Origin of the sequence: Shewanella putrefaciens (genome assembly GCF_016406325.1) — a bacterium.
GTDB classification, from domain to species: Bacteria; Pseudomonadota; Gammaproteobacteria; order Enterobacterales; family Shewanellaceae; genus Shewanella; species Shewanella putrefaciens.
In genome coordinates, this window is sequence record NZ_CP066370.1 from 1,021,514 (window position 1) to 1,046,068 (window position 24,555).

A 24,555-nucleotide genomic window follows, 5' to 3' on the forward strand; every position below is an offset into this window, starting at 1 on the left:
GCATCAATAACGATTGCGCTCTGCAGGGATATCGCTTAAATACTCCACAAATTCCACTTCAAACCCATGGGCGTCGAAGAAGTAAATATTGCGTCGATAGGGGTCTTCCATGCCATCTTTGGCAATAGGGAAACCTGCCTGGGTCAGTCTTGCTATCACAGCATCTAAGTCGTCGGTCACAAAGGCAAAATGCGCTAGGCCTATTTGGTGACCCGTTAAATCGCGGTTTTCACCTTCACCATTGTCACTAAAAGCAATGTATTGATAATCATCGCCAAAATGAATCCAATTACGCGGTTTGCCGTACCAAGTGCCTTTATCACCCCCGCGTACGCGCCAGTGGGGAAAAGCCGCTTGATAAAAGCGAAGTGCTGCAGGGATGTCGTCTACCACTAAATTGATATGCTCTAAATGGATCATAATGCGTTCCTTGTAATGATTTTAGTCTGTCGTTGGTGGTTAAAATCTCAAGCCGCTTACATACCGTAACAGTATTCCTGCTGTTTGGGGTACGCTTGATTGGCATGTTGTTCACGAATGGGGGCTAATGCTTGGGCGTATTGATGCAGCATATATAAGCTGTATTGCACTCTTTCCCTAAGCGCGATATCGCGGGCACTCTCAGGGATGGCATTGAGTACATGGCTGACATTGCGAATGATTAAGTGATCGGGGATGGGCACTAATTTATTGTTTTTAAGTGCATTCATTTTTAGTTCAACGATAGGGTAGGTACCGCTAATACCATCCGATATTGAGACTAACAAGGTGGGTTTATGGGCGGTTTCTTCACGAGTACACATCAACAAAAAGTTCTTCAGTAATGGTGATGCCATACCGCCCCATTCCGGGGTGATCAGCACTAGCGCATTGGCTTCATCGACTCTGTGCTCTATTTCGGGCCAGTGTTCACCTTTGTTGTTTTCTTCTCCGTCCCAAAAGGGCAGATTAAACAGGCATAGTTCTAAGTGATGTATCGTGTCGTAACCCATAGTATGGGGCGATGAGAAACTGCTTTCCGCGATATAACGACCGACTTTAGCACTTTGTGAATCGGGTCTTTGGCTGGTGCTGATGATGAGTAACTTCATTAAGTAAACCTATTTGTTTATAAATTATTTGTAAGGTAATTGCTTTATTTAATCTTGTAAAGGATAAAGTAAATAAAAAAGTTTATTTAATCTGTTAAAGAGCGGGCGAATGGGGGATAATCCGTTGCGAAGACTGGAGATTTCAAATGAAAACCACTGATAAGATTATTCAACTACTCAAGTTGCATGGCCCGCTCACCGCTAAAACCTTAGCGGAGGAATTGGCGTTAACAACTATGGGGGTGCGTCAACATCTTCAGGCTTTGGAAGATATGGGTGATGTGGATATTGAGGATAGAGTTGAAGGTCGCGGTCGCCCAACACGTTACTGGGGCTTGACTGAGCAAAGCCGCACTCACTTTGCCGATCGCCATGAGGAATTAACGGTACAGCTGATTGACTCGGTAAAAATGATCTTTGGCGACCAAGGCTTGGATAAGCTTATCGGTCACAGGGAGCAAAGTGCGTTAGTCCAATATCGTGCCACAATGGAAGGTGCTACTGATATTCCGACACGTTTGGCCATACTTGCGAAATTACGCTCGAACGAAGGTTATATGGCGACGATGGAGCAAATCGATGGAGTGTATTTTCTACTCGAAAATCATTGTCCTATCTGCGCTGCTGCAACACATTGTTTAAATTTTTGCCGCTCAGAGTTGCAATTATTTCAGCAACTATTTGCAGATATCGCCACCGTGAATCGAGAAGAGCATATTATCGAAGGTGCACGCCGTTGTGCATATCGAATTGTGTCACTCACCCCACAAGTACCATAAACGCCTTGTTAAGACGGTATACTCAGTGAGCGTTTGTTCTTTTTATGATGTTTGAGGCAACATGCAATCTAAACGTGGTCGACTCGATAGATATTTAAGCGCGAAGATGCAGATGCCCCGCAAATTAGTGCGTGATTTACTGCTATCTGGGCGTGTGCAAGTGGATGGGCAGATTGTTAAAGAGATGGACAGACAAGTGGATGAGTTTTCCCATATCCAACTCGATGATCAAGTTTTACAGGCCAATACTCCGGTTTATATGATGTTACATAAGCCTGTTGGCGTGGTGAGTGCGACTAAGGATAACCAACATAAGACGGTAATCGACCTACTTGATAATGAATATCGGCACGAATTGCATATCGCGGGTCGACTGGATTTAAATTCTTCTGGATTATTGCTCCTGACTAACGATAGTCGATGGTCCGAGGCGCTTATGTCACCAACAGAAAAAGTCGATAAAGTGTATCGTGTGACGCTTGCAAATCCACTAACACATGATTATGTAACAGCATTTGCTGAAGGTATGTATTTTGGTTTTGAAAATATCACGACTCAACCCGCAAAACTGGTTATCCTCGATTCCCATTTGGCTGAAGTGACGTTAAAAGAAGGTAAATACCATCAAATAAAGCGTATGTTTGGCCGATTTCGTAATCCTGTGATTGGTCTACATCGGTTATCCATTGGTGACATAGTGTTAGATGAACAGCTTCAACCTGGTGAGAGTCGAACTCTCACCGCGGCTGAGATTGCTTGCATAAAAATCTAAACTCAGAGACTGTTCTCTAAATTAGAGTTTAAAGGCACTGACTTGATTGCGCATACTGCTGGCGAGTTTTGTTAAATTTATCACCGACTCACTTAACTCAGCCGCCGACGTTGTAGAGTGTTCGGCAATATCGCTAATGGCAATAATGCTGCGATTAATGCTCTCTGCTACACTGCTTTGCTCTTCTGCTGCGGTCGCTATGTGGGTATTTAATTCTGTGATGCTATCAACAGAAGTGACAATTTCTTTGAGCGCTTGACCTGCTTGATTAGCTTTATCATTGGCATCATCCACCTGATGAATACCTATTTCCATGGCACTTACCGCTTCTTTTACGCCTTGCTGTAGTGTCGCTATCATGGCTTCAATTTCTTGGGTTGATTTTTGGGTACGTTGGGCAAGAGTTCTTACTTCATCGGCCACGACAGCAAAGCCTCTACCTTGTTCCCCCGCGCGAGCGGCTTCAATGGCGGCGTTTAATGCCAGTAGATTAGTTTGCTCCGCAATACTTTTAATCACATCGAGCACTCGGCCAATATTTTGGCTTTCATTAGCCAAAAAGCCGATAACTTTTGCCGTTTTTTGAATTTGATCGGAAAGCTGCGACATACTGTCAATGGATTGCATCACAATACTATTACCGTTGGCAGCATAGGTATCTGCATCTTTGGCTGAATCGGCTGCTGCAGCCGCACTTTGGGCGACTTCTGCAACGGTTGCCGTCATTTCGTTCATTGCTGTGGCAGTTTGCTCTGTCTCCGCTTGTTGCTGTTGCATACGTTTATTGGTTGCTTGAGTAAAACTACTAAGATCGGTTGCTGAGTGATTAACGGTATTTGCCGCTTCGGCAATGGAATTCAAAATACCTCTTAAGTGCTCAATCACTTGGCTTAGGCTAGTTGAGATTTGCCCAAGTTCATCATTATTGAAGGTCTTAAACTTAATGGTGAGATCGGAATGTTGATGGATGGTCCTTAACTTATTTACTATATCGCTGATAGGGTTCATGACACTGCGGTTAACCCATAGGCCAATTAAAATACTGATTAACATGGCAATAGCCGATAAGATGATGAAAATCGTAATAGACGATTGATAAATGTCTTTAACGGTATTTTTTTCCTGTCCTGCAATTTTGATCTGTAGTGCAATTAGCTCCGATATTTTGCCACTGATGGGGTCTATCGCGTGGTAGAGCGGCATAATATTGTCGTTCAGTTGGCCTGTGATATTACCGTTTAAACTTCTTAAGCGTGCAGTAAGGGTATTTATCTGTTGGTTTGCAGGCGCAAAGAGTGCCTCAGCTTGTTTTGCTAAGACTGATTCTTCTGAAGTAAGCTCCGTCGCTAAATATTTTTGCCAATATTGAGTAATGGTTGATTTTGCATTTTCAAGTGCACTTGCACCATCCGATGCGCTCAAACCGCCAGCATTGGTCTTATTGACGGCATCAATTACATCTACCGAATATTTATCAGCAATGACTTTTAAGTCATCAAGTGGAACCACTCTGTCGTTGTAGATACGTTCGACACCAACCTCAATTTTTCCCATCATATTTACGGCAATAAAACCGATCATAAGGAGCATGATTAGTGGAACTAAAATACCGATAAACATTTTTTGTTTAATTTGTAGGCCGTTCATATGGATGCCTCTGTGAACTAAATGAGTCCTTTGGGCAGAGCTCAAGCTATCCCTATGATGAGTCTGTAAGATTAGTTATAGCAAACTTGCGGGAGTTAAAGAGAAATGGAGGAAAATTTTATTTTAGATACAAAAAAACCTCGCTTAGCGAGGTTTAATGTTGGTACAGATGAGAGGACTTGAACCTCCACGCCCTTGCGAGCACCAGCACCTGAAGCTGGCGTGTCTACCAATTCCACCACATCTGCATGGCTATTCGATATTTCATCGAATTGACAATCTTAACACTGTGAATCTTAACTTTTGAACTGCAATTTGGTACAGGTGAGAGGACTTGAACCTCCACGCCCTTGCGAGCACCAGCACCTGAAGCTGGCGTGTCTACCAATTCCACCACACCTGCACTGTATCTATCGCAGTTCTCTAACATAAGTCGCTATCGCAACCTATTTAAAGATGGTGCCCGAACCCGGAATCGAACCAGGGACACGAGGATTTTCAATCCTCTGCTCTACCGACTGAGCTATTCGGGCGACGGGCGCAATTTAAAGGCTTTTCGGGTTTTGAGTCAATAGATTTTTACTAAATAACCTAAAAATGGGTGTAGTTGCATAAGTTTTACTCGAATAAGGGATTACGCTGTACTATTACTCATTCGGGCCGATTAAAAATCGATAAAGACGCAAGACTTCGTTAGTTAGAAAGGATGAACATATCTAAAAAGAATGCCCCTTCAAAGGGGCATTCTTAACTAGTTTGATAAGATTTCATTGTTTGGGAAGTTAGCTTGCATTACCATGAGCACGTTTTGCTTCAGCTGGTTCTGACCTAATTCGCCGTAAGCTTCTATCATTATTTCTAAGGCCCGCTCTGTTGAAGGGGTGCCAGGATATGTTTCTAGTACTGATTGAGCTCGGATTGCCGCGGCGCTCCAAGCGTTCATTTTGAGATAATATTCGGCAACTTGAATGGAATATTTTGCCAAGCGATTTTTCAGCGATAACATGCGCTTTTGTGCATCAGCAGCATATTTGCTGTTAGGATAGGTTTTGATTAAACGGTCAAAATCTTTAAAGGCATCTTGGGCATTTTTAGGATCGCGGTCAGTTCTATCAATACTCAACATATCATGGAATAGATAGTTATCAGCCTGCATGTTGACCAGTCCTCGCATATAGTAGACATAGTCGATATTAGGATGGGTTGGGTTAAGACGGATAAATCTGTCTATATTGGCGATACCAGAAGCGACATCATCCATTTTGTAATAAGCATAAATCAAGTCTAATTGGACTTGGGTTTTATGCGGTCCGAAAGGGAAGCGAGAGTCTAGCGCTTCCAAAGAACGGACAGCTTTAGCGTAATTACCAAGCTCCATGGAGGTTCTTGCCTGAGAATAAAGCACATCAGGTGAGGTTTTGGCTGCAATATCGCTATCATCAGGGCTGCTGCTACAGGCTGATAACGCTAGTGAAAATAGGACTAAGGTAACGCCTTTGGAAAATTTATACATACTTGAATTCAATTCTTTTTAAGTTGTAGTTAAGAATTTTTCCATTTCACTATAAAATAGAAAACATCCGATTGTAACAGATAGCACACATTTTTTGACCCCTAAATGGGGATACGGTTCCTATGACACAAGAGATTAATCTAAAAAGCGAGATTTCGGCAACACAAACTGGCCTGAGATTAGATCAGGCACTAGCTGAGTTGTTCCCAGATTACTCGCGCACGCGCATCAAGGAATGGATCCTATCTGATGCAGTTTATGTTGACGGGGTAATTGTTAATAAGCCTCGCGAGAAAGTATTCGAGCTACAACAGATTGAAATTGCTGCAACTCTTGAGGAAGAAGTGCATGCAGCAGCACAGGCCATCGAGCTAAATATTGTCTATGAGGACGATCATATCCTTGTTATCAATAAGCAAGCAGGATTAGTTGTGCACCCTGGTGCTGGTAATGCTGATGGTACGCTAATGAATGCGCTTTTACACCATTGTCCCGATATTGAGCATGTGCCGCGTGCGGGTATTGTGCACCGTCTCGATAAAGACACGACTGGTTTGATGGTAGTGGCCAAAACGGTTGAAGCACAAACCCATTTAGTGGCTGCTTTGCAGGCCCGTGAAATCACTCGTGAATACGAAGCGATTGTGATGGGGACTATGACAGGTGGCGGTACTGTTGATGAGCCGATTGGCCGTCATCCAACCAAACGCACTCATATGGCGGTGCATCACTCTGGCAAACCAGCCGTTACCCATTATCGGGTTGCCGAAAAGTTCCGTAATCACACGCGTTTAAGATTGCGCCTTGAATCGGGTCGTACGCATCAAATTCGTGTGCACATGGAATACATTGGCCACGTATTAGTGGGCGATCCTGTTTATGGCGGTCGTCCAAAACCACCAAAGGCCGCGAGCCCAGAGTTTTTTGAAATTTTGAAAAACTTTAAACGCCAAGCGCTACACGCTGTGCGTCTTGAATTAGCGCACCCAGTGAGCTGTGAAATCATGAGTTGGCAAGCGCCAATTCCTGAAGACATGGTGATTTTAACGAAAGCACTGCGTCAAGACACGGTCGAACATCCGATCGAGTATTTGTAAATGTTTAATCACGATTGGCCTGTTCCTGCTAATGTTGGCATCGCAATGACAAATCGTCATGGCGGTGTGAGCGTACATCCCTATGATAGTCTCAATCTTGGGCTGCATGTCGGTGATGTTGAAGAGCGGGTGATGGCTAATCGTGACTTACTCTGCAAACAATTAGCGTTAACCGCCGAGCCTGTCTGGCTCGAGCAAGTGCATGGTACTCATGTGCTTAATTTAGACGCGCTGAGCTTAGCTCATACTGCGGATACACCGATTGCCGATGCTAGTTACAGCCGAACCGCTGGACGAGTTTGCGCAGTGATGACCGCCGATTGTTTGCCTGTGTTGCTGTGTAATCAAGCGGGAACCGAAGTGGCTGCGGCTCATGCTGGTTGGCGTGGTTTGTGTGATGGCGTGATTGAGGCCACTGCGGCGCAGTTTAGTTCACCTATGGATGAGTTGATTGCCTACCTCGGCCCGGCTATTGGTCCACAAAAATTTGAAGTCGGTGTTGAAGTAAAGCAAGCATTCTGTGCTTTGCATCCACAGGCGGCAGCGTGTTTTATTCCAAGTGGTAACAAGTATCTTGCCGATATTATTGGCTTGGCTAAATTACGCTTGAGTTTACTCGGGATAAACCCTATTTATAGCGCAGATATCTGCACAGTCAGCGACACGGATTACTTTTCTTATCGTCGCGATAAGGTGACGGGACGCATGGCTTCATTGATCTGGCTTAAGTCTTAAGCTAATTCCCTTACAGCTTCTATTTATTTGCGTGTTATTCGCTTGAATTTGGCTAAATAGCCCCCATCTTTTAACTAACGAAATGTAATACCAATCCTATTTTGAACTCTCCATTTGACACGCTAATTCAAAGCCGTTCATTTGGTAAGGTATCTGGTGGATTGGCATATATCTAATATGTGAGTTTTAGGAGGCTGTATGCGACTCGATCGTATGACCAATAAATTCCAGCTTGCCATCTCAGATGCCCAATCACTTGCTCTTGGGCGTGATCATCAGTTTATCGAACCGCTACATTTGATGATGGCACTGCTTAACCAGGATTCTGGTTCAATCCATCCCTTATTAACCCAAGCGGGTATTCGTGTCAGTGCGCTGCGATCGCTCTTGAGTCAAGAGTTAGAACGCTTACCTCAAGTCGAAGGAACTGGCGGCGATGTGCAGTTATCCCAAGGGTTAATCCGTTTATTAAACCTGTGTGATAAGTTAGCGCAAAAGCGTAAAGACAAATATATCTCTAGCGAGCTATTTGTGTTGGCGGCATTAGAAGGCAGCGATGCCCTTGCTCAGGCGTTGAAAAAAGCCGGAGCAACGAAAGAGTTAATGGAGCAAACCATTGAACAAGTGCGTGGCGGCCAAAATGTCGATGATCCCAATGCCGAAGATCAACGCCAAGCGTTGAAGAAGTTTACTATCGATCTCACTGAGCGAGCCGAACAAGGCAAGTTAGATCCAGTGATTGGCCGTGACGATGAAATTCGCCGCACGATCCAAGTGTTACAACGTCGCAGTAAAAACAACCCCGTTCTTATCGGTGAACCAGGCGTGGGTAAAACGGCGATTGTTGAAGGACTTGCCCAGCGTATCGTTAATGGTGAAGTCCCTGAGGGGATTAAAAATAAGCGTGTCTTATCCCTCGATATGGGCTCATTGATTGCGGGCGCTAAATATCGTGGTGAGTTCGAAGAGCGTTTAAAAGCGGTACTTAATGAGTTGTCACAGGAAGAAGGTCAAGTGATCCTCTTTATCGACGAACTGCATACTATGGTCGGCGCCGGTAAAGGTGAAGGCGCAATGGATGCGGGTAACATGCTCAAACCTGCGTTAGCGCGTGGTGACTTGCACTGTGTGGGTGCGACAACGCTCGATGAGTATCGTCAGTATATTGAAAAAGATGCGGCGCTTGAACGACGTTTCCAAAAAGTGCTGGTGGATGAACCAAGCGTTGAAGACACTATCGCCATTTTGCGTGGACTGAAAGAACGTTACGAGCTGCATCACCATGTGGAAATTACCGATCCGGCGATTGTGGCCGCAGCGACTATGTCGCACCGTTATGTGTCGGACCGTAAGTTACCCGATAAAGCGATCGATTTGATCGACGAAGCGGCCTCGAGCATCCGTATGCAGATGGACTCAAAACCTGAGTCACTCGACAGGCTCGAACGTCGTGCTATCCAGCTCAAACTGGAGGAGCAAGCGTTAGCCAAAGAAAATGATGAGGCGAGTCGTCGCAGGCTTGACCATCTGCAAGAGGAATTGCGTGACGTTGAAGCGAAAGCGTCAGAGTTGAACGAAATCTGGCGTACTGAAAAAGCCGCATTAGCGGGCACTCAGCATATTAAAGCCGATCTCGAACAGGCTCGAATGGACTTAGAAGTGGCGCGTCGTGCGGGTGATTTAACCCGGATGTCTGAGTTGCAATACGGTCGTATTCCTGAGCTTGAAAAACAGCTCGATTTGGCGTCACAAGCTGAAATGCAGGATATGACGTTATTGCGTAACAAGGTTACTGAGTTCGAAATCGCCGAAGTATTGTCGAAAGCGACGGGAATACCCGTATCGAAAATGCTTGAAGGCGAGCGCGAAAAATTACTGCAAATGGAAGTGGCGCTGCATGAACGAGTGATCGGCCAAAACGAAGCCGTCGATGCGGTCGCGAATGCGATTCGTCGTAGCCGCGCGGGTCTGGCGGATCCAAATCGCCCGATTGGCTCGTTCCTGTTCTTAGGCCCAACGGGTGTAGGTAAAACTGAGCTGTGTAAATCACTGGCGAGGTTCTTATTTGATACCGAATCGGCTTTAGTGCGCATTGATATGTCTGAGTTTATGGAGAAACACTCAGTATCGCGTTTAGTGGGTGCGCCTCCAGGATACGTGGGTTATGAAGAGGGCGGTTATTTAACGGAAGCCGTTCGTCGTAAACCTTATTCGGTGATATTGCTCGACGAAGTCGAGAAAGCGCATCCCGATGTGTTTAACATTTTACTGCAAGTGCTTGATGATGGACGCTTAACCGATGGTCAAGGTCGTACTGTCGATTTTAGAAATACAGTGATCATCATGACCTCGAACTTAGGCTCCGACATTATCCAAGAAGGATTTGGTCAAGTGACCTATGCAGAGATGAAAGCAGCGGTAATGAATGTGGTGACTCACAGTTTCAGACCCGAGTTTTTAAACCGCATCGATGAATCTGTGGTGTTCCATCCATTGGATGCTGCCAATATCAAGCGTATTGCTTCGATACAAATTGCTTCCTTACGCCAACGTTTGGCTGAAAAGGACTATACATTGGAGATCACCGACGAGGCATTATCATTGATTGCGGAAATTGGTTTCGATCCTGTGTATGGTGCAAGACCGTTGAAACGGGCATTGCAGCAAGAAGTCGAAAACCCGCTGGCGCAGAAATTACTGCGTGGTGACTTGTTGCCGGGTAAACCGATCAAGGTCAGCTGTGCGGGTGGCGAGTTAGTGTTCGAGCAATAACCAGTAGTCAGTATCGTTCCCGCTTCAAGCACTAAACGAAAAGAGCCGAGTTAAAAACTCGGCTCTTTTTATTGCATTAGCATTAATCATTCTTCGTTAATGGCTATTTCTTATCACAGAAGAGTTTGATTCTTTCCTGCTGCTGGGCAATCGAGGCTTGGCGGTCTTCCTCAGTCATAGCGACAGATTCACCCGAGTCTGAAGTTTGGCGGATAAGCTTAGTATGCGTTGTGAGTATTTCTAAATTGTGTTTTGCACTCTCACAAATGGATTTAGCCTGTTTGACGTCTTTTTCTTTAATCAGCGCCGCTGACTTTTCTAATTCATTGGCTTCAGAAGTGGGATCTGCTTTTTTTATCGGCCCGATAAAACCGACTTTCGCTTGCTCTAAATCTTCACTGTAGAGTTTTTCTGCTTTGATTTTTTCTTGTTGTGGTGCTTGTTGACTGTAATGCGTTACCCCATTTTCATCGACCCAAGTATAGATAACGCCCGCAGAAACGGGGCCAATGAAAAGACCGAGCCAGAGCCATCGATACAGTATTGTTCTGAACATGTTCACTTTTAACATCGAAATTATCCCTAACTGGTCTCTCATCGACATGATAATAAAATATGTTATCTTGAAAGCTAACTTCTCTTCACTGAACTAGCGTAATTAAGTGTATGCAAAATTCTTCAAATCAAGCAGTAAAGAATAAAGGTATCTATTTACTACCTAATCTTTTTACGACAGCAGGATTATTTTCTGGCTTTTATGCCGTGATTGCTTCCATGAATGCTAACTTTGAAGCTGCTGCAATAGCCATTTTTATAGCCATGATCTGTGATGGTCTCGATGGTCGAGTCGCAAGACTGACCAATACCCAAAGTGATTTTGGGGCCGAGTACGACAGTATGGCAGATATGGTGTCCTTTGGGATGGCGCCAGCATTACTTGCCTATAATTGGGCACTAGCTGATTTAGGTAAAATAGGCTGGCTAGCGGCATTTATTTACTGTGCTGGTGCCGCATTAAGACTTGCTCGGTTTAACACACAAGTTGGCGTTGCCGATAAGCGCTATTTTCAGGGACTCGCAAGTCCGGCCGCCGCGGCTGTTATTGCTGGCAGTATCTGGCTTGGTAATCAATACAGTCTCGATGGAAAAAATATCAGTTGGATTGCAGCCCTTGTGACTGCGGCAACGGGTCTATTGATGGTCAGCAATTTCCGCTATCACTCTTTTAAAGAAATTGACTGGCGTGGCAAGGTTAACTTTATCGTGATCTTACTGGTCGTCGGTGTGTTTGTGGTGGTGTCTGTTCAACCTGCTTTGATCTTATGTGTCGGCTTTTACTTATATGCGATTTCAGGCCCGATAATTACAATCCGAACCGTGAGAAAACTGAAAGTCGCACATGTTGTAGGGGATGATGTTGCTACTGAAGTCACTGCCAAAATTGAGATCAGCACTGATACAGAGAAGCAAGAAGATAAATCTTAGTTGCTAGTGCGTTAAACCGCCCGACTCATTATTGCTTATCTGTTGTTATTGACTATCTGCCATTGGTTATCATAGCGAATTGGGTAACCAGTGAAGCGTCACACAGTCCATAACCACTTATGAACGTTTGATGATATAGCGAAAAACATTTATCAACTTCTGTTTATACCCATTCGATCTATCCAAATTTCTGCAATAGATGATTTCTTCTGCCAAACTTATCAACCCAAAGAGGTAAAATAGTAGGATATTGCAGCACTCCTCCTCTTTTGGGTGGTTATTTGTTCGCTTGGCGGAGATTGTTAAAAAAGCCCTTGCACAAAATCTTCTGCTGCCTATAATGCGCATCCACTGACACGGCTGGCAGCGAAAGCAAGCTGACGAGTTAGGTTGGATTAAGTAGCTTTTAAGCACTTAATTCAAGCGCAGCAAGAAGTTGAAAAATACTCCTTGACGCGAAACGGGAAATGCGTAAAATACGCAGCCCTAGCCAACTGGAAGCGTTCGATGCTCAGTGTGGTACTCAACTTCTCTTACGAGGTTGAGTTGCTCTTTAACAAGATAAAACAAGAAATCTGTGTGGACACTCACAGGTGTTGAGTTAATCGAAACTGCTTAGCTTTAGGGTTGGCAGTCAAAGAATTAAATCAATGTAACAATGAGTGTTCATAGCAATATGTACAGTTTGTTTCAGTGCTTCTTTTATAAGGAGTGCGAGAAACAAAAAATCAGAATTCATTGAGCAGCTGAAGTCGTAAGACGGAAGCAACAAAACTTTAATTGAAGAGTTTGATCATGGCTCAGATTGAACGCTGGCGGCAGGCCTAACACATGCAAGTCGAGCGGCAGCACAAGGGAGTTTACTTCTGAGGTGGCGAGCGGCGGACGGGTGAGTAATGCCTAGGGATCTGCCCAGTCGAGGGGGATAACAGTTGGAAACGACTGCTAATACCGCATACGCCCTACGGGGGAAAGGAGGGGACCTTCGGGCCTTCCGCGATTGGATGAACCTAGGTGGGATTAGCTAGTTGGTGAGGTAATGGCTCACCAAGGCGACGATCCCTAGCTGTTCTGAGAGGATGATCAGCCACACTGGGACTGAGACACGGCCCAGACTCCTACGGGAGGCAGCAGTGGGGAATATTGCACAATGGGGGAAACCCTGATGCAGCCATGCCGCGTGTGTGAAGAAGGCCTTCGGGTTGTAAAGCACTTTCAGTAGGGAGGAAAGGGTGTAGTTTAATACGCTATATCTGTGACGTTACCTACAGAAGAAGGACCGGCTAACTCCGTGCCAGCAGCCGCGGTAATACGGAGGGTCCGAGCGTTAATCGGAATTACTGGGCGTAAAGCGTGCGCAGGCGGTTTGTTAAGCGAGATGTGAAAGCCCTGGGCTCAACCTAGGAATAGCATTTCGAACTGGCGAACTAGAGTCTTGTAGAGGGGGGTAGAATTCCAGGTGTAGCGGTGAAATGCGTAGAGATCTGGAGGAATACCGGTGGCGAAGGCGGCCCCCTGGACAAAGACTGACGCTCATGCACGAAAGCGTGGGGAGCAAACAGGATTAGATACCCTGGTAGTCCACGCCGTAAACGATGTCTACTCGGAGTTTGGTGTCTTGAACACTGGGCTCTCAAGCTAACGCATTAAGTAGACCGCCTGGGGAGTACGGCCGCAAGGTTAAAACTCAAATGAATTGACGGGGGCCCGCACAAGCGGTGGAGCATGTGGTTTAATTCGATGCAACGCGAAGAACCTTACCTACTCTTGACATCCACAGAACTTTCCAGAGATGGATTGGTGCCTTCGGGAACTGTGAGACAGGTGCTGCATGGCTGTCGTCAGCTCGTGTTGTGAAATGTTGGGTTAAGTCCCGCAACGAGCGCAACCCCTATCCTTATTTGCCAGCACGTAATGGTGGGAACTCTAGGGAGACTGCCGGTGATAAACCGGAGGAAGGTGGGGACGACGTCAAGTCATCATGGCCCTTACGAGTAGGGCTACACACGTGCTACAATGGCGAGTACAGAGGGTTGCAAAGCCGCGAGGTGGAGCTAATCTCACAAAGCTCGTCGTAGTCCGGATTGGAGTCTGCAACTCGACTCCATGAAGTCGGAATCGCTAGTAATCGTGGATCAGAATGCCACGGTGAATACGTTCCCGGGCCTTGTACACACCGCCCGTCACACCATGGGAGTGGGCTGCAAAAGAAGTGGGTAGCTTAACCTTCGGGGGGGCGCTCACCACTTTGTGGTTCATGACTGGGGTGAAGTCGTAACAAGGTAGCCCTAGGGGAACCTGGGGCTGGATCACCTCCTTACCTATACGACTAGCTCGATGCTTTTGAGTGTTCACACAGATTGCTTGTTTATCCTGTCTTAGGACGGGTAGAGCGAAACATCCCTCTAGCAGGTCGATGTAGTTCTTTAACAATTTGGAAAGCTGATAGTATTAAACACAATGATGTCTGTCGTTGTGTTGATACGAAAAAAGTTTAATGCGAAAGCATTAAACATTGAGTTCTCAAACACTTTATTAAGTGTCTTGAATATTCAAGTCTAAGGCGCGTCCACTTCTTTGGTCAGAAGTGAGACAAGTAAAACCAGCTGGTCGCAACAATTCAAGTGAAACTCATTTGGGTTGTATGGTTAAGCGACTAAGCGTATACGGTGGATGCCTTGGCAGTCAGAGGCGATGAAGGACGTAGTAACTTGCGAAAAGCGTTGGCGAGCTAGTAACAAGCATTTGAGCTAACGATGTCCGAATGGGGGAACCCGGCCGCATAAGCGGTCATCATGTAGTGAATACATAGCTACATGAGGCGAACGAGGGGAACTGAAACATCTAAGTACCCTTAGGAAAAGAAATCAACCGAGATTCCCCTAGTAGCGGCGAGCGAACGGGGATTAGCCCTTAAGTCTATGGGGTGTTAGTGGAATGGTCTGGAAAGTCCAGCGGCACAGGGTGATAGCCCCGTACACGAAAACTAACCGTAGATGAAAACGAGTAAGGCGGGACACGTGACATCCTGTTTGAATATGGGGGGACCATCCTCCAAGGCTAAATACTCCTGACTGACCGATAGTGAACCAGTACCGTGAGGGAAAGGCGAAAAGAACCCCTGTGAGGGGAGTGAAATAGAACCTGAAACCGTATACGTACAAGCAGTGGGAGCGGTTCTTGAGACCGTGACTGCGTACCTTTTGTATAATGGGTCAGCGACTTACATTTTGTAGCGAGGTTAAGCGAATAGCGGAGCCGTAGGGAAACCGAGTGTTAACTGCGCGTTTAGTTGCAAGGTGTAGACCCGAAACCCGGTGATCTAGCCATGGGCAGGTTGAAGGTTGAGTAACATCAACTGGAGGACCGAACCGACTAATGTTGAAAAATTAGCGGATGACTTGTGGCTGGGGGTGAAAGGCCAATCAAACCGGGAGATATCTGGTTCTCCTCGAAAGCTATTTAGGTAGCGCCTCGAGCGAATACCATTGGGGGTAGAGCACTGTTAAGGCTAGGGGGTCATCCCGACTTACCAACCCTTTGCAAACTCCGAATACCAATGAGTACTACTCGGGAGACAGACGGCGGGTGCTAACGTCCGTCGTCAAAAGGGAAACAACCCAGACCGTCAGCTAAGGTCCCAAAGTGTATGTTAAGTGGGAAACGATGTGGGAAGGCTTAGACAGCTAGGATGTTGGCTTAGAAGCAGCCATCATTTAAAGAAAGCGTAATAGCTCACTAGTCGAGTCGGCCTGCGCGGAAGATGTAACGGGGCTAAACATACCACCGAAGCTACGGGTGCAGCCCATTAGGGTTGCGCGGTAGAGGAGCGTTCTGTAAGCCGTTGAAGGTGAAGGGGTAACCCACGCTGGAGGTATCAGAAGTGCGAATGCTGACATGAGTAACGATAAAGGGGGTGAAAAACCCCCTCGCCGAAAGACCAAGGGTTCCTGTCCAACGTTAATCGGGGCAGGGTGAGTCGACCCCTAAGGTGAGGCCGAAAGGCGTAATCGATGGGAAACAGATTAATATTTCTGTACTTCCGCTAACTGCGATGGAGAGACGGAGAAGGCTAGGCTAGCGCGGCGTTGGTAGTCCGCGTTTAAGGTGGTAGGTGGGTGACTTAGGCAAATCCGGGTTGCTATACACTGAGAGCTGATGACGAGGTCCTAAGGGACTGAAGTAGTTGATGCCATGCTTCCAGGAAAATCTTCTAAGCTTCAGGTTAGTGGGAATCGTACCCCAAACCGACACAGGTGGTCGGGTAGAGAATACCAAGGCGCTTGAGAGAACTCGGCTGAAGGAACTAGGCAAAATGGTACCGTAACTTCGGGAGAAGGTACGCTCCTGTTGGTGATGAGACTTGCTCTCTAAGCTGACGGGAGTCGCAGATACCAGGTGGCTGCAACTGTTTATCAAAAACACAGCACTGTGCAAACTCGCAAGAGGAAGTATACGGTGTGACGCCTGCCCGGTGCCGGAAGGTTAATTGATTGGGTTATCGCAAGAGAAGCTCATGATCGAAGCCCCGGTAAACGGCGGCCGTAACTATAACGGTCCTAAGGTAGCGAAATTCCTTGTCGGGTAAGTTCCGACCTGCACGAATGGCGTAATGATGGCCACGCTGTCTCCAGCCGAGACTCAGTGAAGTTGAAATTGCGGTGAAGATGCCGTATACCCGCGGCTAGACGGAAAGACCCCGTGAACCTTTACTATAGCTTGGCACTGAACATTGAACCTACATGTGTAGGATAGGTGGGAGACTATGAAGTTGGGACGCTAGTCCTGATGGAGTCGTCCTTGAAATACCACCCTTGTAGTTTTGATGTTCTAACCTAGACCCCTAATCGGGGTTAGGGACAGTGCCTGGTGGGTAGTTTGACTGGGGCGGTCTCCTCCCAAAGAGTAACGGAGGAGCACGAAGGTTGGCTAAGTACGGTCGGACATCGTACGGTTAGTGCAATGGCATAAGCCAGCTTAACTGCGAGACATACACGTCGAGCAGGTACGAAAGTAGGTCATAGTGATCCGGTGGTTCTGAATGGAAGGGCCATCGCTCAACGGATAAAAGGTACTCCGGGGATAACAGGCTGATACCGCCCAAGAGTTCATATCGACGGCGGTGTTTGGCACCTCGATGTCGGCTCATCACATCCTGGGGCTGAAGTCGGTCCCAAGGGTATGGCTGTTCGCCATTTAAAGTGGTACGCGAGCTGGGTTCAGAACGTCGTGAGACAGTTCGGTCCCTATCTGCCGTGGGCGTTGGATGATTGAGGGGAGTTGCTCCTAGTACGAGAGGACCGGAGTGAACGAACCGCTGGTGTTCGGGTTGTCATGCCAATGGCATTGCCCGGTAGCTACGTTCGGAATCGATAACCGCTGAAAGCATCTAAGCGGGAAGCGAGCCCCAAGATGAGTCATCCCTTGGACTATAAGTCCACTAAAGAGCCGTTCGAGACTAGGACGTTGATAGGCATGGTGTGTAAGCGTTGTGAGGCGTTGAGCTAACATGTACTAATGACTCGAGAGGCTTAACCATACAACCCAGATGGGTTTTACAAAGAAGCCTTAGACAGAATATAAACACTTAATGAAGTGTGGACTCAAAAAACAATCAGCTTTTCAAATTTTAATTAAAAGGTTAATTACGCAGGAAATTGTTAGGCTGACAAAGCCGTGACGAGCGAGGCGCGGAGTGTACGTTAGTACATGAGGTCAAAGATGTTCCTTACATCTAATGACACTTCCTCCATCCATGGAGGTCGCAGTAGCGAGGAGACAATGCCGTCAGACGGACAATTAACCAGTAAGAATTTGCTTGGTGACAATAGCATTGTGGAACCACCTGATCCCATCCCGAACTCAGAAGTGAAACGCAATCGCGCCGATGGTAGTGTGGGGTCTCCCCATGTGAGAGTAGGTCATCGCCAAGCGCCCAAATAAACACAAAAGCCCTAGCATAAACCGCTAGGGCTTTTGTGTTTATCCGCTTCGCGAAAAACTTCCCTCGATGTCGGTCAATAAATGTTCCTTCATTATTGACACTTCCACCATCCATGGCGGTCGCCCGCCGTTAAGCGGGGTCTCCAGCTGCGCAATAAATTGCTCCGCTAGCCCGTCAGTTTTTATCCTTTTCTCTCTACATCAGCACTTTTTGTATTTATACCATTTCCATTAATTATATGATCTAATTGATTATCAGTTTTTTAATCATACAAAATATGAATAATCCCAACATCACAGCCTTAGTGAAATCGGAGAAAAGCACACGTAAACGTATGCGCTATCTTGCCTTACTCCATTTTACTGATGGCTATTCTCGTACCCTATCGCAAGCATGCTCAAGGTTAGTAGAGCGAGTGTGAATCGATGGATCACCGCCTATTTAACCAAGGGCTTAGTGGTCTAGACGATACGCCCAATCTGGACCACCCTGCTACATTGTCCACAGCACAGCAGGCCAAACTCAAAGCGTTTGTACAGCATCAAAGCCTATCTGAACAGGGGGGCAGGTTGATGGCCAAGGATGTCGGCCATTTTATCCAGACTGAATTTGGCGTGACGTTCAAGCAAGCGAATATCTACCGCTTGCTACATCAACTTGGCTTCTCTGGATGACCACTTGCTCTCGCCACCCAAAACAATCTGAAGCCGTACAAGAGGCTTTTAAAAAACGTCCAGATGGCAACGATCCTTAACACGCTTGGGCATGTTGCGCTCGATTGCATCGATGTTTGCTTTCAAGATGAAGCCCGATTTGGCCAACAGAATACAACCACCCGTATTTGGGCCAAGAAAGGCACTCGTCCACGGGCAATCAAGCAGCAACAATTTGAATCTACATATCTATATGGCGTAGTGTGTCCGGCAACGGGGCGACACAAGCGGCATGCCAATTGCGAATATATGTACGAATATTTAAAGCTGATCTCAATCGCGACGACATTCGGACGCCATGTGCTGGTCATCATGGGTGGAGCTAGTTGGCATCAACAGGATTTGGCCGATGACTTTGATAATCTCACCCTCCTCAAGTTGCCTCCTTATTCACCGGAGTTGAATCCAATAGAGCAGGTATGGCAATGGCTGCGTCAAAATGTGTTAGCCAACCGTTGTTTTAGTGGTTATGACGAGTGTTCCATCGCGTGGAATACCTTCATTGGGAAGAAAGTAAGAGTGAGTAAATTGCGTACTAGACAGTGGGCAAATCCGACCAATTAATTAATATAATTTATAATATTGGAGGATAGCTACTATTTGCATAATTTATCACCAGGTAGCTCTTATTACTTTTTGTCTTTATTCAAACAATCTTTGTTTAGGGATTTATGCCACTTAGGATTTGCTTATCTTTTGTTGAGGAATATGGATTTATTCCTCGATTTTATGAGAAATCCATATAGATATCCTTATAAATTCACTTACATGGTAAGACCAATTTACATTGCATTGGTGTTTTTGGTATCTATTGGTTATGTTTGGTAAGTGCGAGTTAGATCTGTACTTTGTATTTGTTGTGAATATTTAGTCTTTGTGTGTGATTTTATATGCTGCATTTGCACCTTGCTGTTGAGTGGTGATGGGGCTCTTAAGTTCAAATTGAATTAGTGCATGTGAACAAAAATAGTTTAAGTCTAATTAGGTTAAAATTTGAAGGAGTTGTGGGGCTATGGGGGAGTTAACTCTGCAGTTGCTGGATGCTGTTGGCATTATGCTTTTGGGGATGGGTTTGGTCTATCTGTTTTTAAGTTTACTGATCCTTGGGATCCATTTGGTTGCAAAGTGGTGTGCTAAGGATGTTGCTCTTGATAGTCATTCAAAAGAATTGCAAAAAATTAAACAATCTACATTGCCTCTGAGTGTTGCACCTTTAGATCCTAAAGTTGTGGCTGCAATTACATTGGCCGTTAGACAGTATCGTTCACAGATAGAATAATGGGAAGCAGTATGACTTTTGTACCACTCGCTAAGATGGCTGTGACTAAGCCGTTACTTTTAACTGACGTTGTTCTACGAGACGCACATCAATCTATCTTAGCAACGCGTCTGCGAATCGATGATATGTTACCGATAGCGCCGTTACTCGATAAGATCGGTTTCTGGTCGTTGGAGTCTTGGGGCGGGGCGACTTTTGATGCCTGTATTCGTTATCTTGGTGAAGATCCCTGGGACAGAATTCGTGAGCTAAAAAAGGCCATGCCAAATACTCGGCAGCAAATGCTGCTGCGTGGTCAAAACCTATTAGGCTATCGCCATTATGCCGATGATTTAGTCACGCGTTTTGTTGAGCGTGCCCATACCAATGGCGTCGATGTATTTCGTATTTTCGATGCGATGAACGATGTACGCAATCTTGAGACTGCAGTGAAAGCGGTGCGTCAAGTTGGCGGCCATGCGCAGGGGGCGATCTCATACACAACTAGCCCAGTGCATACCATAGAGACTTGGGTGGATATGGCAAAGCGTCTTGAAGATATGGGATGTGATTCTTTGTGTATCAAAGATATGGCGGGATTACTTAAGCCTATGGAGGCGTTTGAGCTTATCAGTCGACTAAAATCCCAAACGCAACTCGTGTTATCTATGCACTGCCATGCAACGACAGGATTAAGTACCGCCACTTACCAGAAAGCCATTGAAGCGGGTATCGATGTGCTCGATACGGCAATTTCGTCGATGAGCCAAACCTATGGACATACTGCAACTGAAACCGTTATCGCTATGGTGGAAGATACTGAGCGTGCGACTGGTTACGATATGGTATTGCTTGAGGAGATTGCCGCTTATTTCCGTGAAGTGCGTAAGAAGTACGCTAAGTTTGAAGGTGCGCTTAAAGGCATTGATTCGCGGATCTTACGTGCACAAGTGCCTGGCGGCATGCTGACCAATATGGAGAGCCAACTTAAGGAACAAGGCGCGGCCGATAAGATGGACTTGGTCTTGGAAGAAATTCCCCGCGTTCGTGCGGATTTGGGTTTTTTGCCTTTAGTGACGCCTACATCGCAGATTGTTGGCTCTCAGGCAGTCATCAATGTGCTAATGGGTGAGCGTTACAAGTCACTGACTAAAGAGACTGAAGGTGTTCTCAAGGGAGAATATGGTGCGACGCCTGCGCCAGTTAATGCCGCATTGCAGACCAGAGTCTTGCAAGGCGCAGAAGCTATTACGTGTCGTCCTGCGGACTTATTAATGCCAGAGCTGGTTAAGTTAAGGCTGGACTTGGCAGAAAAAGCGCAGGAACAAGGCATTCGCCTATCGTCAGAGCATGACGATGATGTGCTGACCTATGCACTCTTCCCACAAATAGGATTGCAGTTCTTAAAGAATCGTGACGATCCGAGCGCCTTTGAGCCTAAACCTGAATTGACTTCGGTACTTGCTGCTTCTAATGCTGCGGATCGTGGCCCTGAAGCCTACACTGTCACTGTCGAAGGGCAAGAGTACGTAGTTAAAGTCGCCGCAGGCGGTGAGATCTCGCAAATCCAGCCACAGGGACAAAGTGTTCATGCCGTACAAGCTGCGTCTGAGAGTACAACGCCAGCAACAAGTCATGGTGAAGTAAGACTTGAAATGAGTGCCCCCTTATCGGGCAACATTTTCAAAGTACATGTTTCGGCAGGCGATAGGGTACGCGAGGGGGATGTGGTGATTATCCTTGAGGCTATGAAGATGGAAACTGAGATCCGTGCTCAAGGGGATGGCATAGTCGCTAAACTCTGGGTAAAAGAAGGCGATTCAGTGTCTGTGGGTTCTCAATTATTGGCCTTGGCGTAGGAGTCATTATGGAAGGGTTAATGGCTTTTTGGGCCGAAACGGGAATTGCTCACTTTACTGGTGGTCAAGTATTGATGATGGCGGTAGGAGCATTGCTCTTGTATCTCGCTATCGTGAAGGGGTTTGAGCCTTTGCTATTGCTACCCATAGGTTTTGGTGCTGTGCTGGCAAACATTCCCCATGCTGGGTTTACCGAGGAAAGCGGTATCTTGTATTACGCCTATCATGTTGGAATTGAAACTGGAATATTTCCATTACTTATCTTTTTAGGGGTAGGTGCACTTACAGATTTTAGCGCCTTGATAGCTAATCCAAAAACCTTATTGTTAGGTGCCGCAGCGCAATTTGGTATTTTCTCAACACTCATTGGTGCGATAGCACTTAACTTAGTACCCGGTTTTGAGTTTACCATGAAAGATGCCGCAGCTATTGCTATTATTGGTGGTGCCGATGGTCCTACGGCGATTTTCTTAGCTTCAAAACTGGCGCCAGAGTTGTTAGGCGCGATTGCGGTTGCGGCTTATTCCTACATGGCTTTAGTCCCGATAATTCAACCCCCAATCATGCGCTTACTAACGACCCAAGCTGAGCGCGAAATTAAAATGGAGCAGTTACGCGAAGTCAGTAAGAAGGAAAAGATCATTTTTCCTCTGATGGTTTTAGGATTGACGATTTTGTTCTTACCTGCGGCAACCCCGCTTGTTGGCATGTTTTGCCTAGGCAACTTGATGCGTGAATCGGGTGTTGTTGATAGACTATCTAAGACTGCGCAAAACGAACTTATCAATATAGTGACGATTTTCTTAGGGTTAGCTGTGGGCTCTAAGCTTTCTGCGGAGCAATTTTTAAGGATTGAGACTCTGGGTATTTTAGTGCTTGGGGCGTTAGCGTTTAGTATTGGCACTGCGGCGGGAGTCCTGATGGCAAAGCTGATGTGCAAGCTTTCCGGTGGTAAGGTTAATCCTCTGATTGGGGCTGCGGGTGTTTCTGCCGTCCCTATGGCGGCACGCGTTGTGAATAAAGTCGGTTTAGAAGCTAACCCACACAATTTTCTGCTAATGCATGCAATGGGGCCAAATGTAGCAGGTGTATTAGGTTCCGCAGTGGCGGCGGGGATTTTACTGGCGGTACTTGGCTAAGTTGTTTTTGCTTACAAGCCAACTGAATAAGTTGGCTTTTTTATGCAGTTAACCAAAGCAGTAGCATTAGGATCAAAATTAAGGTGCCACTGATAGCGATAATGTAAATAAACCCACGTTTGCCCTGTTTAAGGGGAATACCATTGGCTTGTAAAAAAAGCGTCCATAGCAGACAAAGGATAAGTGGAAACAGAAAAAGTTTAGTCATAGTGAGTTCTACTCTGAATAAATAGTAATAGCATAGCGTAGACTTTGAAGTTTAACAGTTTGATCTTACTGGTGGTAATTGATTCATGTTTTAGGCTTATCCATCTTGTGTCTATTGTTTTATTCTGTTCATAAAAAAGACCGCCTCAGCGGTCTTTATCAATAAGCACGGCGTTATTGTAGCGAATTTACCGATTCAGGATCTTGGGGTTCGTTTGAGTAGAATTGCGCTACATCAAGCTCATTTTCTGATTTACCAATCACAACAGCCGTCATCATATCACCTGTCACGTTTGTTGCTGTACGGATCATATCAATAATGCGGTCGATCGCGGCAATAAAGGCAATGCCCTCGAGTGGTAAGCCGATTACACCCAAAGTCACCGTTAGCATTACCATTGCACTTCCTGGAACGCCAGCGGTTCCCACTGAGGCCACGGTTGCGGTGATGGCAATCATTATGTAATCCAAGGTGTCGAGTGGGGTATTGTAAATTTGTGCGATAAAGATAGCGGCAATAGCAGGATAAATACCGCCACAGCCATCCATATTCATAGTCGCCCCCAATGGCATCACAAAGGCGCTATAGCGCTTAGATACGCCCATAGTTTCAACCGCACGGGTGCTCGCAGGTAAAGTACCAAAGCTTGAAGATGTACTAAAGGCAACTAATTGCGCTGGCATGGCTTTACGGAAAAATTGTACAGGGCTCAAACCTGCTACAAATTTGACTAAACCACCGTATACAAAAATGATATGGATTAAGGCTGCAATATAAATAGCTGCAATAAATTTTCCAAGGGGCAATAATGTGGATAAACCATATGCGCCCACAACCCACGCCATCAACCCAAAAACACCGATAGGCGTCAGTTTTAATACCATGCGAGTCAGTTGGAACATGACTTCGGCACCGGCTTCGATGGTGTGCTTCAGTGGATCGGCTTTCTCCCCGACTTTATTTATAGCAATACCGACTAAAGCTGCAAAAACAATAATCTGCAATACCTTACCTTCAGCAAGAGAGGCAAAAGGGTTGGTTGGGATCATATCGAGTAATACTTGTGCAAAGCCTGGAATATTGCGCTCACGAACCTCTGTCGTCGAGAGCGCCATGGTGCCGCCCATGTCCATTAATGAGCCCACGGCTAAACCAATTAATGACGCAATCGTTCCCGTTAACATAAACATACCTAAGGTCTTTAAGCTAAGACGCTTCAGGCTGGTTTGTGATCCTAGAGATGTAATGCTCACAACAATGGCGCAGAAAACCAGCGGCGCAACTAGCATCTTAATGGCACTGATAAACAAGTCGCCTAAAGGTTTTAGCATTGTGGCGGTTTCACCTAAAATGACGCCAACAAGTGCGCCTAAGATAAAACCTGTGAGCACTTTTTGCCAAAAAGGAATGCGGCTAATAGTTTGAAGAATCATGCATTTTCCAAAAAATAATAAAGTGTAAATCGATAGGGTTGAGATGCTAAGATGTGTATTCAGTTAAAGTAAATCAATTGATAACAACAAGCTACTCAGGCATATGATAT

At 45.9% G+C, this 24,555-nt stretch carries 16 protein-coding genes, 3 tRNA genes, 3 rRNA genes and 1 pseudogene; 13 read left to right on the forward strand and 10 right to left on the reverse strand.

Annotated elements, in window-relative coordinates:
- Window positions 1-3: 3 nt before the first annotated feature.
- Together JEZ96_RS04670 and JEZ96_RS04675 are read right to left on the reverse strand one after the other, a co-directional pair.
- Window positions 4-420: a VOC family protein gene (locus JEZ96_RS04670; RefSeq protein WP_011790414.1), complete on the reverse strand. Its 417-nt coding sequence runs from the start codon at window positions 418-420 to the stop codon at window positions 4-6.
- 56 nt (window positions 421-476) lie between these two features.
- Window positions 477-1,091, reverse strand: coding sequence for an NADPH-dependent FMN reductase (locus JEZ96_RS04675; RefSeq protein WP_128090154.1), 615 nt, complete (start codon window positions 1,089-1,091; stop codon window positions 477-479).
- A gap of 146 nt (window positions 1,092-1,237) precedes the next feature.
- Between JEZ96_RS04675 and JEZ96_RS04680 the strand changes: the two genes are divergently transcribed.
- Both JEZ96_RS04680 and JEZ96_RS04685 read left to right on the forward strand, forming a co-directional pair.
- Window positions 1,238-1,870 (forward strand): helix-turn-helix transcriptional regulator, encoded by a 633-nt coding sequence (locus tag JEZ96_RS04680; protein WP_025008577.1) that lies wholly within the window; start codon window positions 1,238-1,240, stop codon window positions 1,868-1,870.
- Between the two features lie 61 nt (window positions 1,871-1,931).
- On the forward strand, window positions 1,932-2,642 hold the full coding sequence (locus JEZ96_RS04685; RefSeq protein WP_025008578.1) for a pseudouridine synthase: 711 nt from the start codon (window positions 1,932-1,934) through the stop codon (window positions 2,640-2,642).
- A 21-nt stretch (window positions 2,643-2,663) separates the two neighbouring features.
- On the opposite strand, the gene JEZ96_RS04690 is transcribed toward JEZ96_RS04685, so the two are convergent.
- The 5 genes from JEZ96_RS04690 to JEZ96_RS04710 form a co-directional block, all read right to left on the reverse strand.
- On the reverse strand, window positions 2,664-4,289 hold the full coding sequence (locus JEZ96_RS04690; RefSeq protein ID WP_061783011.1) for a methyl-accepting chemotaxis protein: 1,626 nt from the start codon (window positions 4,287-4,289) through the stop codon (window positions 2,664-2,666).
- Window positions 4,290-4,450: 161 nt separating this feature from the next.
- A tRNA-Leu gene (locus JEZ96_RS04695) sits at window positions 4,451-4,537 on the reverse strand.
- A 68-nt stretch (window positions 4,538-4,605) separates the two neighbouring features.
- Window positions 4,606-4,692, reverse strand: a tRNA-Leu gene (locus tag JEZ96_RS04700).
- A gap of 54 nt (window positions 4,693-4,746) precedes the next feature.
- A tRNA-Phe gene (locus tag JEZ96_RS04705) sits at window positions 4,747-4,822 on the reverse strand.
- A gap of 218 nt (window positions 4,823-5,040) precedes the next feature.
- Window positions 5,041-5,802, reverse strand: coding sequence for an outer membrane protein assembly factor BamD (locus tag JEZ96_RS04710; protein WP_061783010.1), 762 nt, complete (start codon window positions 5,800-5,802; stop codon window positions 5,041-5,043).
- Window positions 5,803-5,924: 122 nt separating this feature from the next.
- Between JEZ96_RS04710 and rluD the strand changes: the two genes are divergently transcribed.
- The 3 genes from rluD to clpB all read left to right on the forward strand — a co-directional run bounded on the left by rluD (window position 5,925) and on the right by clpB (window position 10,406).
- Entirely contained in the window at window positions 5,925-6,899 is a 975-nt protein-coding gene (rluD, locus tag JEZ96_RS04715) for a 23S rRNA pseudouridine(1911/1915/1917) synthase RluD (RefSeq protein ID WP_011790408.1), read from the forward strand.
- The gene (gene pgeF, locus JEZ96_RS04720) at window positions 6,900-7,634 is read left to right on the forward strand and encodes a peptidoglycan editing factor PgeF (protein WP_025008580.1); all 735 of its coding nucleotides are present in this window, start codon (window positions 6,900-6,902) and stop codon (window positions 7,632-7,634) included. It abuts the gene before it with no gap.
- A gap of 198 nt (window positions 7,635-7,832) precedes the next feature.
- Entirely contained in the window at window positions 7,833-10,406 is a 2,574-nt protein-coding gene (gene clpB, locus JEZ96_RS04725; RefSeq protein WP_011790406.1) for an ATP-dependent chaperone ClpB, read from the forward strand.
- Window positions 10,407-10,509: 103 nt separating this feature from the next.
- Here the strand turns inward: clpB and JEZ96_RS04730 are convergent, their stop codons facing one another.
- Window positions 10,510-10,977, reverse strand: a complete 468-nt coding sequence (locus tag JEZ96_RS04730; protein ID WP_011790405.1) for a DUF4124 domain-containing protein — start codon at window positions 10,975-10,977, stop codon at window positions 10,510-10,512.
- A 95-nt stretch (window positions 10,978-11,072) separates the two neighbouring features.
- On the opposite strand from JEZ96_RS04730, the gene pssA reads away from it, so the two are divergent.
- The 8 genes and pseudogenes from pssA to JEZ96_RS04770 all read left to right on the forward strand — a co-directional run bounded on the left by pssA (window position 11,073) and on the right by JEZ96_RS04770 (window position 22,804).
- Window positions 11,073-11,891, forward strand: a complete 819-nt coding sequence (pssA, locus tag JEZ96_RS04735; RefSeq protein ID WP_128090153.1) for a CDP-diacylglycerol--serine O-phosphatidyltransferase — start codon at window positions 11,073-11,075, stop codon at window positions 11,889-11,891.
- Window positions 11,892-12,668: 777 nt separating this feature from the next.
- Window positions 12,669-14,211, forward strand: a 16S ribosomal RNA gene (locus JEZ96_RS04740).
- A gap of 326 nt (window positions 14,212-14,537) precedes the next feature.
- Window positions 14,538-17,430: ribosomal RNA gene (locus JEZ96_RS04745) — 23S ribosomal RNA — on the forward strand.
- 278 nt (window positions 17,431-17,708) lie between these two features.
- A 5S ribosomal RNA gene (rrf, locus tag JEZ96_RS04750) occupies window positions 17,709-17,824 on the forward strand.
- The 16S, 23S and 5S rRNA genes sit together here, the layout of an rRNA operon.
- Before the next feature lie 288 nt (window positions 17,825-18,112).
- A pseudogene (locus JEZ96_RS04755) lies at window positions 18,113-19,112 on the forward strand (IS630 family transposase).
- Between the two features lie 448 nt (window positions 19,113-19,560).
- Window positions 19,561-19,827, forward strand: a complete 267-nt coding sequence (locus tag JEZ96_RS04760; RefSeq protein ID WP_011790401.1) for an OadG family protein — start codon at window positions 19,561-19,563, stop codon at window positions 19,825-19,827.
- A gap of 11 nt (window positions 19,828-19,838) precedes the next feature.
- Window positions 19,839-21,665, forward strand: a complete 1,827-nt coding sequence (gene oadA, locus JEZ96_RS04765) for a sodium-extruding oxaloacetate decarboxylase subunit alpha (protein ID WP_198779855.1) — start codon at window positions 19,839-19,841, stop codon at window positions 21,663-21,665.
- A gap of 8 nt (window positions 21,666-21,673) precedes the next feature.
- On the forward strand, window positions 21,674-22,804 hold the full coding sequence (locus tag JEZ96_RS04770) for a sodium ion-translocating decarboxylase subunit beta (protein ID WP_025008783.1): 1,131 nt from the start codon (window positions 21,674-21,676) through the stop codon (window positions 22,802-22,804).
- Window positions 22,805-22,844: 40 nt separating this feature from the next.
- Here the strand turns inward: JEZ96_RS04770 and JEZ96_RS04775 are convergent, their stop codons facing one another.
- Both JEZ96_RS04775 and JEZ96_RS04780 read right to left on the reverse strand, forming a co-directional pair.
- Window positions 22,845-23,012 (reverse strand): hypothetical protein, encoded by a 168-nt coding sequence (locus JEZ96_RS04775; RefSeq protein WP_011790398.1) that lies wholly within the window; start codon window positions 23,010-23,012, stop codon window positions 22,845-22,847.
- Between the two features lie 173 nt (window positions 23,013-23,185).
- A complete protein-coding gene (locus JEZ96_RS04780) occupies window positions 23,186-24,445 on the reverse strand; it encodes a dicarboxylate/amino acid:cation symporter (RefSeq protein WP_128090152.1) in 1,260 nt (419 codons plus the stop codon).
- Between the last annotated feature and the right edge of the window lie 110 nt (window positions 24,446-24,555).